This is a genomic window from Streptococcus sp. F0442 (assembly GCF_000314795.2).
In the GTDB taxonomy this organism is placed as follows: Bacteria; Bacillota; Bacilli; order Lactobacillales; family Streptococcaceae; genus Streptococcus.
On record NZ_KB373314.1, the window covers coordinates 891,423 to 904,607 of the forward strand.

General features: G+C 43.4%; 8 protein-coding genes. 5 read left to right on the top strand and 3 right to left on the bottom strand.

The features are described 5' to 3' along the window. Positions 1-7: 7 nt before the first annotated feature. The 5 genes from HMPREF9186_RS04410 to hutG all read left to right on the top strand — a co-directional run bounded on the left by HMPREF9186_RS04410 (position 8) and on the right by hutG (position 6,476). Entirely contained in the window at positions 8-1,681 is a 1,674-nt protein-coding gene (locus HMPREF9186_RS04410; RefSeq protein WP_009731608.1) for a formate--tetrahydrofolate ligase, read from the top strand. A gap of 15 nt (positions 1,682-1,696) precedes the next feature. Continuing rightward, positions 1,697-2,275: a HutD/Ves family protein gene (locus HMPREF9186_RS04415; RefSeq protein WP_009731609.1), complete on the top strand. Its 579-nt coding sequence runs from the start codon at positions 1,697-1,699 to the stop codon at positions 2,273-2,275. Between the two features lie 21 nt (positions 2,276-2,296). Beyond that, positions 2,297-3,625: an APC family permease gene (locus HMPREF9186_RS04420; RefSeq protein ID WP_009731610.1), complete on the top strand. Its 1,329-nt coding sequence runs from the start codon at positions 2,297-2,299 to the stop codon at positions 3,623-3,625. A gap of 232 nt (positions 3,626-3,857) precedes the next feature. Then, positions 3,858-5,399 carry a histidine ammonia-lyase gene (gene hutH, locus HMPREF9186_RS04425; protein WP_009731611.1) on the top strand — a complete coding sequence of 514 codons (1,542 nt, stop codon included), beginning with the start codon at positions 3,858-3,860 and terminating at the stop codon, positions 5,397-5,399. Between the two features lie 84 nt (positions 5,400-5,483). After that, entirely contained in the window at positions 5,484-6,476 is a 993-nt protein-coding gene (gene hutG / locus HMPREF9186_RS04430) for a formimidoylglutamase (RefSeq protein ID WP_009731612.1), read from the top strand. A 143-nt stretch (positions 6,477-6,619) separates the two neighbouring features. On the opposite strand, the gene HMPREF9186_RS04435 is transcribed toward hutG, so the two are convergent. The 3 genes from HMPREF9186_RS04435 to metE form a co-directional block, all read right to left on the bottom strand. Beyond that, positions 6,620-9,556, bottom strand: coding sequence for an AAA family ATPase (locus tag HMPREF9186_RS04435; RefSeq protein ID WP_009731613.1), 2,937 nt, complete (start codon positions 9,554-9,556; stop codon positions 6,620-6,622). 131 nt (positions 9,557-9,687) lie between these two features. Then, positions 9,688-10,563, bottom strand: coding sequence for a methylenetetrahydrofolate reductase [NAD(P)H] (gene metF / locus HMPREF9186_RS04440; protein WP_009731614.1), 876 nt, complete (start codon positions 10,561-10,563; stop codon positions 9,688-9,690). Positions 10,564-10,634: 71 nt separating this feature from the next. Then, positions 10,635-12,884, bottom strand: a complete 2,250-nt coding sequence (gene metE, locus HMPREF9186_RS04445) for a 5-methyltetrahydropteroyltriglutamate--homocysteine S-methyltransferase (RefSeq protein ID WP_009731615.1) — start codon at positions 12,882-12,884, stop codon at positions 10,635-10,637. Positions 12,885-13,185: the final 301 nt, after the last annotated feature.

Consider the following 13,185-nt stretch of genomic DNA (forward strand, 5'->3'; position numbering starts at 1 on the left):
GGATTCTATGGTTTTATCGGATATTGAAATCGCCAATTCTGTCCAAATGAAACCCATCACCGAAATCGCTGCCGAATTAGGATTAACTGAAGAGGATATTTCTCTCTACGGAAAATATAAGGCAAAAATTGATGGCAACCAATTGGAACAATTGAAAGATAAGGAAGATGGAAAACTGATTCTTGTGACAGCCATCTCTCCGACACCTGCTGGAGAAGGAAAGACAACAACCTCTGTTGGGTTAGTGGACGCCCTCTCTGCTATCGGTGAGAAAGCCGTCATTGCCCTCCGCGAACCATCTCTTGGCCCTGTCTTTGGGATCAAGGGTGGTGCTGCTGGTGGTGGTTACGCTCAAGTTGTTCCAATGGAAGACATCAACCTTCACTTTACAGGGGACTTCCATGCCATTGGGATTGCCAACAACCTGCTCGCAGCCTTAATTGACAATCATATTCACCACGGCAATGAGTTAGGCATTGATTCTCGTCGCATCACTTGGAAACGAGTAGTCGACATGAACGACCGTCAACTCCGCCATATTGTCGATGGCCTTCAAGGAAAAACAAACGGAGTTCCTCGTGAAGATGGTTTCGACATCACAGTGGCTTCTGAAATCATGGCTATTCTCTGTCTCTCAGAAAACATCCTTGACCTCAAAGAACGCCTCGATCGCATCATTATCGGTTACAACTACCAAGGCCAACCCGTGACGGCTAAAGACCTCAAAGCTGGTGGTGCTATGGCAGCTGTCCTTAAAGATGCCATTCATCCAAACTTAGTGCAAACCTTGGAGCATACTCCTGCTATCATCCACGGTGGTCCATTTGCCAATATCGCTCATGGCTGTAACAGTGTGCTGGCTACTAAACTAGCTCTCAAATATGCAGACTATGTTGTGACAGAAGCTGGTTTTGGAGCAGACTTAGGTGCTGAAAAATTCATTGACATCAAGTGCCGCATTGCCGGACTCAAACCTTCTGCCGTAGTCCTCGTCGCAACCATCCGTGCTCTCAAGATGCATGGTGGAGTTGCCAAAGCGGACTTGGCTACTGAAAATGTCCAAGCTGTTATCGATGGTCTGCCAAACCTCGACAAACACTTGGCCAACATCCAAGAAGTCTACGGGCTACCTGTAGTGGTTGCCATTAACAAATTCCCACTGGATACAGAAGCGGAACTTGAAGCCGTATACGAATCATGTAAGAAACGCGATGTAGATGTTGTTATTTCAGATGTCTGGGCAAATGGTGGAGCTGGTGGACGCGACCTAGCTGAAAAAGTCATTCAACTAGCTCAAGAAGAAAACCACTTCTCTTATGTCTATGACGAAGAAGACAGCATTGAAACAAAATTGACCAAGATTGTCACAAAAGTTTATGGTGGTAAAGGCATTAGCTTAACACCGGCGGCCAAACGCGAACTAAAAGAATTGGAAGCACTTGGTTTCTCAAACTACCCAATCTGTATGGCCAAAACGCAATACTCCTTCTCCGATGATGCCAAGAAGATTGGAGCACCGACAGATTTCACTGTCAAAATCAGTAACCTTAAGGTAGCAGCCGGAGCTGGCTTTATCGTAGCTCTCACCGGAACGATCATGACCATGCCTGGCCTACCAAAAGTTCCAGCCAGTGAAAAGATTGATATCGATGCCCAAGGCAATATCACTGGTCTCTTTTAAGAAAGAGGACGTCCAATGGTGACTATCCTTCATCTTACCCCTTCAGATTATCAGATATCTACTTGGTCCGGTGGCCAAACCACCCAACTCTTCCTCTCTCCAAAAGAGGGAAGTTATCAGGATCGAACCTTTGATTTCCGACTCTCTACTGCAACGGTAGAGGTTGAAACAAGTGATTTTAGCGATCTCACTGGCTTCCACCGAATCTTAATGCCCTTGAATGACTCCATTCGACTCACCCATCAACACAAAGAAGTGGTCTTGAATCCATTTCAAAGCTACTTCTTTGACGGGGGAGATCCTGTATCTAGCCAAGGGACCTGCCAAGATTTTAATCTGATCTACAAACCTTCCTATCAGGGGCATATGAGTGCTATATCCCCATATGAAAGTGCCACGAGTCAGAGTCGCTATCAATTTATATACGCTCTCTGTCCTCTCACACTCCAATGGGAAACAGGACAATCTCAAACCCTCCAAACTCACGAGCTCCTGGTTATCGAACAAGCATCTCCTCTTCAAGAGATGACAATCACGTTTTCACCCCTTCAGTCTGGGGAGCAACCGATTGCTATCTGGACTGTACTTAAATAATGTTCAAAAAGGAGAGACATTATGAACGGAGCACATAAACAGTCGATTGAGGAACAGGAAAAAGCCAAATTCAGCTTTAGCGGTGCCACTCTATACGGTATCAATGCCGTGATCGGGTCTGGTATCTTCCTCTTGCCACAAAAAATTTATGCCGGTTTAGGACCAGCTTCCCTAGCTGTTATGTTTGGAGTAGCTATTCTTGTCATGCTACTATCAGCCTGTCTGGCTGAAACGGCTGGCTACTTCGATAAAAACGGTGGAGCCATGCAATACTCCAAAGCAGCTTTCGGAGACTTTGTCGGCTTTAACGTCGGGATCCTCGGATGGGCCGTTACCGTTATCGCTTGGGCTGCTATGCTAGCTGGTTTTGCTAAGATCTTCATCATTACCTTCCCAGCATTCGAAGGCTACAACCTACAGATTAGTATCGTTATGTTGGTTCTCTTGAGTCTTATGAACATCGCCGGTCTGAAAACATCGAAAATGTTCACACTGACAGCTACTGTTGCAAAATTAATCCCAATTGTCCTCTTCTCACTCTTCGCCATCTTCTTTATTCCTGGTGGAGTAAGCAAGGGCAACTTCACACCTTTCCTTCAATTGGAAAGCGGATCAACTCTCTTTAGTGCTATTTCTAGTACCGCTGTTTACATCTTCTATGGATTTATCGGATTCGAAACCATGTCCATCGTTGCAGGGGAAATGCGTAACCCTGAAAAGAACGTTCCTCGTGCTATCTTGGGATCCATCAGTATCGTCTCAGTTCTCTACATGTTGATCATCGCTGGAACAATCGCTATGCTTGGTGGAGGCATTATGGGAACCGAGGCACCAGTACAAGACGCATTTGTTAAAATGATTGGCCCTATCGGTGCCCCTCTTGTCTCCTATGGTGCTCTCATTTCAATCGCCGGTCTCAACATCGGTGAATCCATTATGGTTCCTCGTTTCGGTGCTGCCCTAGCAGACGAAAAACTCTTGCCAGCAGAACTTGGAAAAACAAACTCCAAGAATGCTCCTGTCATTGCCATTATCATTTCCGGTTTCTTTGCATTCTTACTCTTGTTATCTGGATCTTTCGAATCCTTAGCAACTTTCAGTGTTGTTTTCCGTTTCTTCCAATATATTCCGACTGCTTTGGCAGCGCTCAAACTCAGAAAAATGTACCCAGAGAAAAAGGTTACCTTCCGAGTGCCATTCGGTCCAGTTATCCCAATTTTGGCTGTTGTCATCAGTATCTTGATGATTGCAGGGGATAATCTAATGAACTTTGTATGGGGAGCTATCGGTCTAGTAATCGCTAGTGGACTTTACTTTGTTTTCCACGGTGACAAACTAGCTAAAAAATAAAACAGTCCTCACCAATTCTATTTACACATTAGATGGGAACTCTGGCGGGAGTAGGCTTAGGTTCTACTCCCCAGCCCATCTATGCTTTCACGAATATCAAACATGAGCTCTTTTCTCTAAGCCTCCTTTAGATCCCTATAAGCTGGATAGACAATGGGCCCATGTTTGGTATTCAAATTGAAGTACACAAACCTACTTCTACAGAACAACTACTCATAATCGGAGGTTTTATATGACTCAATTGATTCATTTAGATGGTAATAGCTTAACACTCGAAGAAGTCATCGCCGTCGCTCGCCACGGTGCCCAATGTGAGCTTGACGAACAAGCAAAAGAAGCTGTCGTTGCATCTCGTAAGATCGTCGACGACATCGTACGTGAAAAACGAGTGGTCTATGGTGTTACCACTGGCTTTGGTTCCCTCTGTAATGTCAGCATCTCTCCAGAAGATACTGTTCAACTTCAAGAAAACTTGATCCGAACTCATTCATCTGGTTTCGGTGATCCACTTCCAGAAGACGCCGTTCGTGCCATCATGCTGATCCGGATCAACTCGCTCTTGAAGGGCTATTCTGGTATTCGTCTGTCAACTGTTGAAAAACTGTTGGAATTGCTCAACAAAGGGGTGACTCCTTATATTCCAGAAAAAGGATCTCTCGGTGCTTCTGGTGACCTAGCTCCTCTTTCTCACATGGTTTTACCAATGTTGGGACTTGGACAGGCCTACTACAAAGGGCAACTCTTAAGCGGTCAAGAAGCTCTCGACCAAGCTGGTATTGAAAAGATCCAATTGGCTGCCAAAGAAGGGCTTGCCTTAATCAATGGTACAACCGTTCTAACAGGTATCGGAGCTCTTGCAACCTACGACGGTATTCAATTGCTTAAACTGTCTGATATTGCCGGTGCTCTTTCAATGGAAGTCCACAATGGTATTACAAGTCCATTTGAAGAAGACCTTCATACCATCCGTCCTCAAAGTGGACAATTGGCAACCGCTCGCAATATCCGCAACCTCCTTGAAGGAAGCAAGAACACAACGGTAGCAACCCAACAACGGGTACAAGACCCTTACACACTCCGTTGTATCCCTCAAATCCATGGAGCTAGCAAGGATTCTATTGCTTATGTAAAAGAAAAAGTTGAAATCGAAATCAACTCTGTGACAGATAACCCAATTATTACTAAAGAAGGCCACGTCATCTCCGGCGGGAACTTCCACGGTGAACCAATGGCACAACCATTTGACTTCCTAGGGATCGCTCTTTCTGAAATCGGAAACGTATCTGAACGTCGGGTGGAACGCTTGGTCAACAGCCAGCTTAGTAAATTACCATCCTTCTTGGTTAAACACCCTGGACTCAACTCAGGCTTCATGATTACGCAGTATGCGTGTGCATCCCTTGCATCTGAAAACAAAATCTTGTCTCACCCAGCTAGCGTCGATTCTATCCCTTCTTGTGAAAACCAAGAAGACTTCGTCAGCATGGGAACAACAGCAGCTCGTAAAGCGGCTGAAATTCTTAAGAATTCACGTCGCATCGTTGCTACTGAAATCATGGCAGCCTGCCAAGCCTTGGATCTCAAACCAGAAAATCATGAACTTGGTAAAGGTACAAAACCTGCCTATGACCTGATCCGCAACAAGGTTTCCTTCATTGAATTTGACAAAGACATCGAAATCTTTGAAGAACTCAATAAGGCATCTGCTGTTGTCGAAAGTGAAGAATTCTTAGCAACTATCGAAAAAGCAGTTGACTTAAGCATTCAATACTGATACAGTAAAGATATAGAAAAAACAGAGGCTGGCGATTTTCTCAGCCTCTGAATGCTTTCAAAAAATATAAGGGAGGCAACGACCTTGCTTACAAACTACTATCCAATGACCTATAGCTATTACCAAGGTAGTATCGAGGATAATCCCTACACTGCCAAATGGGGCATGGTCACAAAATTTCTAGACCTAAATGATGAGTCCCTCACTCCATTTGAGGGTACGACCTTTGGGATTATCGGCTTTAAAAGTGATAAAGGCGTCTATATCAACAATGGACGTGTAGGAGCTGTCGAGGGCCCAACAGCTATTCGTTCTCAAATTGCCAAGCTTCCATGGCACTGGGGGACTAATGTTACAGTTTATGATGTTGGGAATATTGACGGTCCCAATCATTCGCTAGGAGAACTCCAAGAAAGTCTTTCACTAGCTATCCAGCGCATGTACCAATTAGGCATCCAGCCCATTGTTCTAGGAGGCGGTCACGGAACTGCTTATGGACACTACCTAGGGATCCAATCGAGCCTAAAAAAGGATGAACAACTAGCTGTGATCAATCTGGACGCCCATTTTGACTTGCGCCCATATGACCAAACTGGTCCCAACTCCGGAACAGGTTTTCGTCAAATGGCCGATCACGCAAAAGATAAAGGGCATGACTTCCCTTACCTCATCCTTGGAATCCAAGAGCACAATAACAATCTCTTTCTCTTTAATTACGTCGCTAAAACACCAAGCATTGATTTCTTAACGGGTCAAGATCTCTTCCAAATGAGCCACCCAGCCATTCTAGAACATATCGATCGATTCTTAGAACATCAAACAGCCGTCTACCTCTCCATCGATATGGACTGCTTTGCGGTCGGTTCTGCTCCTGGTGTCAGTGCTATTCAATCATTGGGTGTCGATCCTAAACTGGCCCTTATGCTGATCCAACATATTGCAGCCAGTGGGAAACTGATTGGCTTTGATATCGTGGAAGTTTCGCCTCCACATGATATTGATAACCACACTTCAAACCTTGCTGCGACCTTCATCTTTTACCTGACCCAAATCTTAGCGCAACAAACATTGAACTAGAAACATTTCTACACACATAAAAGGCATAGAATAACCTATCTTTACGGTCTTTCTATGCCTTTTTCTTTCTTCCTGACCTGCCGCTACAAAAATCCCTAAGTAAGAGAAGGGCATTCCTGTCTCAGTATTTTTGAGAAAATACCCTAGATCTCTCTTAATTTCTTAAGAAATTGCTGGTCCCTGTATGGATTCAAGTGTTGCTCTGCTAGCTTCTTGTAGTAGTTCTTATCTTCTTTTAAGAAGGTGCTCAGGACAGGATCCAGTTGTCTTCCTTTTTCCTTCTGATCTGTCAAGAGAGCTAGGAGATAATGGACCATTCCCTTATCCCTTGAATTGGCAGATTGGTTCATGTTCAGTTCTTTTCGAGCTAGGTAATCCGCCACTTTCCCGTCTTCTCCCTGATGACAGGCGATTAAGGATTGATAAAATTCTAGCAAGTCTTCCTTCCAAGGGAAGCGAACACTGGACAAAATTTTCTGTGCTCGGTCAAAATAGAGGCGAGCTTGGACGAGATCTCCCTTCCAGTAATAGGCGATTCCCAGATCAATATCAAATACGACACGGACAGAATCAACTGCTTGATCTCCCACCAAACGCAAGACCTCTTCTAAGTGGGTGACGGCTACTTGGAAATGACCTCTAATTTGCTCTATTTCAGCCAAGTAAGCCAAAGAAGCCGCAATTTGAATAGCATATTTAGCCTGCATGCTATTGGTTAAACTAAAGCAATCAATGGAGCGATAAAGATGACGTGTAGCCTGTTCTTCATCACCGACCATCAGATGGTACAAGCCTTTCAAGCGCAACTGAATCGCAATGGCTTCATGGTTATTGGCTTGGATAGCATCTTCTAAAGCCAGATCCGTATAATAGGCCATTTCAGAAATATTTTCTGTTTGAATGCAATAATAAATGATTTGGCGATAGCCTTCCAAGAGAAAGTCCAGTCGTTTGAGCTCCCTTGCATAGGAGATGACCTTTTGAATATCATGGATGCCCTTTTGGTACTCACCGATTCGAATAAAATAGCGTCCTTCCAGATACAAATAGCGTAGTTGTAAATATTTGTATTCTCTATCTCTTTGGTGTCTAGAGAAAAGCTCCTCTAGTTCATGATGTAGGCGGGTCAACTCCGCCAAAATATCTAAATGGCTATTTTTACCGTCCGATACAAGCCCCTCATCTCCCTTGGAGTAAATTGGAAACAGTTCATGCTCCAGCTGGAGGATTTCTTCCAAGTAGGTCAACTCAAAAGACAAGGAACGCAAGTGATTTTGGGACTGCTTGTATTGGTAAGCAATTTCCTTATAGAAGAGAAGATCCGTCGAATCTTCTAGAGTTTCTTCTAGTTTTTGAGCAATTTGTTGGTGAAAAAGACGCCGTCTGGCAGGTGAGAGGAGCTGGTAAAAGTACATGGCTACTAATTGCTTGCGAAAATGAACCAAAAGATCCTCACCATCTTCTACTATTGAGATAATGGCTCTTTCAGATAAAGGCTCTAATAGTTCTGTCAAGGCAGAAAGATCGGTAGCCGTCAAATCAGCCAAGATAGATATAGAAATGGGCTTATGAAAACAAGACAAGTAGTGAAGAAGCGCTTCTTCCTCACTGCTCATATCACCCAATTCTTGAAATAGATAGGCCTGAATGATATCAGGCAAGGGCTCTAAACTTTCCTTCTCTTTCCATTCTTCTATATAGCTAGACAACAAGAAGGGACTGCCTTCGCTCCACTCCATCATCTGCTCGATAAGAGCTGGTTCTATCTGCCCCAATTGATCTTGCAAGAGTGACCGACTTTCCTCCGGATTAAAATTGGTCAATTCTAGCTGGGACAACCGTCTCTCAACTTTCAAGCCTCCTAAGAACTTGACCAAGAAATCTGACAATGGCCCCTCAGCTGTAAAAATTACTTGCCATTTTTCTTGTCCTCTACTTTCCTCTAATTGCTTCACTTTTTCCAATGAAACCGCATCGATCCACTGGGCATTTTCAAAAAGAAGCAGGAGAGGTTTTTCTTGGCTGAGCCTTTGAAGTTGCTCCCGTACAGATACGAGATCACTCTCCCCTCCTAATAAAGAGCTTGCTGGATCTCCGCTTAATTTCTCTAGAGCTTGTATGAGACCACTCCAGCTACTTCCTGCTTCCTGAGAACTCCCCGCTCTGCCTTCGACCTTGACAAAACCAAAATTCCGATTGGTCATCAAGACCAACTGACGCAATAAACGTTTTTTGCCTGTTCCAGATTGCCCCATCACAAGGAAGGGCCCCACAGCTTTTCCTGTCTCTACCAGTGAGAGGTATTCTTCTAGTTGGGACAGTTCTTGCTTGCGACCAAAAAAGGGAAGTTCTCGAATATTCACCCGATTGCTCTGTTTATGGGTACGTTTGGCTTCCAAAACAGAATGATAGAGTTCTTCTACAGCTCGACTAGGGCGAACACTGAGTTCACGATCCAATAAATCGACCAACTTGTAATAGGTCTCAAAAAATTTTCCTAGCTGATGGTGAATCCTATAATACTCCATCAAGAGCTGATAGTTTTTTTCTTCAAATTCATCCAGCTCTACTAAATGGTGGAGTAAGGACTCTATACCAGGGTCTCCCAACCCCTCTTTGTCAATCTTTTGATAACAGCTTTCGATATAGAGTTGCTTATACGTGCTCTTTTTTCGAGAAGCCCATTGATCAAAATCTTCATCATCCTTTACATAGAAACCTTCTAGAAACTCTCCCTGGTAAAGCTCTAAATTTCCTATTGGATCCCTTTCAAAGAGCTGAACATCCAAAGAAAGTCTCAAATCAGGATTAAGAGCCAAACTGCTCCTAGTCGGAGAGACGATAACATCTCCTTCAAAGATTTTATTGGCTTGATAAACTGTATTCCGTAAATTTTTTCGAGCTACTTGGTTTTCTTTATCTCCCCAAAGAATACCGGCTATTTCATCACGATTGACCTCCCCCATTACAGCTAAGTAATAGAATAAAGCCTCCATCTTCGAGAAGGAAAAACGAATATCTTTCTGATTAAAAATAACCTTAGGGGGTCCAAATAACTTCAACGTGAGTTCTCTCTTCATTGCAAGCGCCTCCAAAATCTTCATATTAATACTATAAAAAAAAAGTTGCCTTTTAGCAAGCGATTGGCCCAAGAAAAAAGAGACTGAGAAAAATTTTTCTCAATCTCTACAATTCCTACTTAGACTGTTGATTAAATCACTTCCAACTTTGGTTGGTGTTCAAATAAGGCTTTTGTTGCATGGTGGACATGATAGGCTACATCTTCATTGTTCATGGTGTAGAGATGGACACCGGCAACATCTTGTGTGACCAAATCAACGATTTGATCCACCGCATAGGCCAAACCAGCCGCACGAAGGGATTCTGGATCATGTTCATACTTATCCAGGATGGCTTTGAACTTCCGTGGGATATGAACATTTTCACAAGTCTTCAACAAGCGAAGGGCCTGATTTCTGTTAAGAATTGGCATCACCCCTGCATGAATAGGTACATCGATCCCTGCCAAGGTACACTTATCTTGGAAATCATAGAAGCGTTCATTATCAAAGAAAAGCTGCGTCACCAAGCTCGAGCATCCAGCATCTACCTTCTTTTTAAGGTTTTGAATGTCTGAAATTTGACTAGGTGAATCCGGGTGACCTTCTGGGTAACAAGCACCGATCACATCAAAGTGAGGAGCTTCTGTTTTAATGAATTCAATTAAGTCCGTTGCATAACGAAAGTCTTTTAAAGGCTCAATACCAGGAATAATATCACCACGAAGGGCCAAGATCCGATGAACCCCTACTTGATCTAATTCATGAAGGGTATCTGCTACTTTTTCCTTGCTTAGATAGATGGCAGGTAAGTGGGCAATGGTCGGAATAGACAATTCATTCTGAATATGATTGGCTAAAGCAACCGTCGTCTCTTTGATATTGTATTTATTATTGCTAGCTGTCACACTGATAAAGTGAGGAGCTAATTCCTGCATATTTTCCAAGGCACGTAAGAGCTTGGCATTGCCTACTTCAGGATTTGGAGGGAAAACCTCAAAGGAGAGCGACGGTGTTTGCTTAGTCATCAAATGTATTCCTTTCTTGATTGAGCAATTCTTTCTTTGCTATCGAGCAAGCTTAGGAAGTTCTGCTTGCCTTATAGCGCTTTACGAGCAGCTTTTGCCGCTTCTACAAGACGGATCAAGCTTTCTCTCGTTTCTTTGATACCACGTGTTTTCAAACCACAGTCAGGGTTGATCCATACTTTTTTGCTTGGTACTTTAGCAAGGATGGCTTCGATGGTGTGGTCGATTTCGCCTTCGTTAGGCACACGAGGAGAGTGGATATCGTAAACTCCAGGACCCACTTCTGTCTGGAAGTTTTGAGCTTTGAGTTCGTCCAAGATTTCAAGGTTTGAACGGCTCGCTTCAAATGAGATCACGTCCGCATCCATGTTATCGATGGCTGGGATGATATCTGTAAATTCTGAGTAACACATGTGTGTGTGGATCTGTGTATCTGGCGCAACTGTTGAGTGTACCAAACGGAAGGCTGGAATAGCCCAGTCAAGGTAATCTTCATACCAGTCGCTACGACGGAGTGGCAATTTCTCACGAAGAGCAGCCTCGTCGATTTGGATGATTTTCACGCCTGCTGCTTCAAGGTCAAGAACTTCCTCCTTGATGGCAAGAGCGATTTGAAGAGTTGAATCCTTAATAGAGATGTCTTCACGTGGGAATGACCAGTTAAGGATGGTCACAGGTCCAGTCAACATCCCTTTAACAGGTTTGTTCGTACGGCTTTGTGCGTAGCTAGACCATTTCACAGTGATTGGGTTGAGACGAGTGACATCACCCCAGATAATTGGCGGTTTCACCCCACGCATACCGTATGATTGTACCCAACCGTTTTTAGAGAAGAGGTAACCTGACAAGTTTTGACCGAAGTACTCAACCATGTCGTTCCGCTCGAATTCACCGTGTACAAGCACGTCAAATCCAACTTCTTCTTGCCATTTAATCCATTCGTCGATGGTTTCAGCAAGGAATGCATCGTATTCTTCTTGAGTCAATTCACCCTTACGGAAGGCCAAACGTTTAGCGCGAACTTCCTTCGTTTGAGGGAAGGATCCGATGGTTGTTGTTGGAAGAGCTGGAAGTTTGAAGGCATCTTCTTGGATAGCTTCACGTTCAGCAAAGGCTGGCAAACGAGTGTAGTCTGCGTCAGTCAATCCTGCAATACGAGCACGAAGTTCCACATTTTCACCAACACGTTCCGTCGCAAAGAGTTCTTTGTTGGCAGCAAGAGCTTGTTCTCCTTGGCCGTTGCGGATAGCATCCAAGTCACGAAGTTCTTCCAATTTTTCAACTGCAAAGGCAAAGTGGTTTAAGATAGCTGGCTCAAAGTCTTCGTTAGCAGTTGTAAATGGCACATGAAGTAGTGAGCAAGAAGTTGTCAAAACAAGGTTTTCAGCTGGCACTTGTTTCAAGATTTCCAAGCTTGCTTCGTAGTTGTTGCGCCAGATATTCTTACCGTTGACAATCCCTGCATAAAGCGTCTTGTCAGCTGGGAAGCCACCTTTAACGAGTTCAAGAGTCTTCTTACCTTCAACGAAGTCCAAACCAATCGCATCTACTGGCAAGTTCACAAGGTCAGCGTAGATGTCACGAACATCACCGAAGTAAGTTTGAATCAAGACCTCAAGACCTTTCTTGTCAGCCAAGAGCTTGTTGTAAAGGTTCAAGAAGAGCGCTTTTTCTTCAGCTGTCAAATCTTTAACAAGAGCTGCTTCATCCAATTGAATACGAGTCGCACCAAGTTCAGCCAATTTAGCAAAAACATCTTGGTAAGCAGCCACTAAGCTATCGACGAAGTCTTCTGCTTTCACGCCTTCTTCAAAGTCTGATAATTGAAGGAAAGTGAAGGGTCCAACCACAACTGGGCGAGTGTCAAGACCCAATTCTTTGGCTTCTTGGTACTCATCAAAAATCTTGTGACCAGCCAATTTAACTTCTGTTGTTTTTTCAAATTTTGGAACGATATAGTGGTAGTTCGTGTTAAACCATTTCTTCATTGGAAGAGCACGCACATCCCCTTTTTCACCTTGGTAGCCACGCGCCAAAGCGAAGTAGCGTTCAAGATCTGTCAATTCTAAGTTTTGCACAGACTCAGGAACCACGTTGAAAAGAAAGGCTGCATCTAGGAAGTTGTCATAATGTGAAAAATCATTTGATGGGATTTCAGTGATCCCTTTTTCTTTGACAATATTCCAGTGTTTGGCACGCAATTCTTTTGCAGCATCCAACAAATCTGCAGCTGTGATTTCATTTCTAAAGTATTTTTCAGTTGTAAATTTTAATTCACGGAATTCACCCAAACGAGGGAAACCGATAATTGTAGTTGACATGTTGTGTCCTCCAAAAATTCTAATTGAGACTATCATATCAGAAGATAGCAGTCTTGTATAATTGCTTTTACACGAATCTTGATATAGCCAAAAACTATAACATCGATTTAATAGGCCTTTAGAGCAAAGATTAAATGCAAAAACTAGGACTTCTTATAAAAATTTCCTATACCCCTAATCTAAGCTGGTATCACTAAACCATCTTTAAGTCAATGCTCTACAATGACATTTGCAAAGAAATAAAGCAGGCCTTCTCTAAGGAGAAAGACCTGCTTCTACAAGGAAGTGATTTCCTATTTTT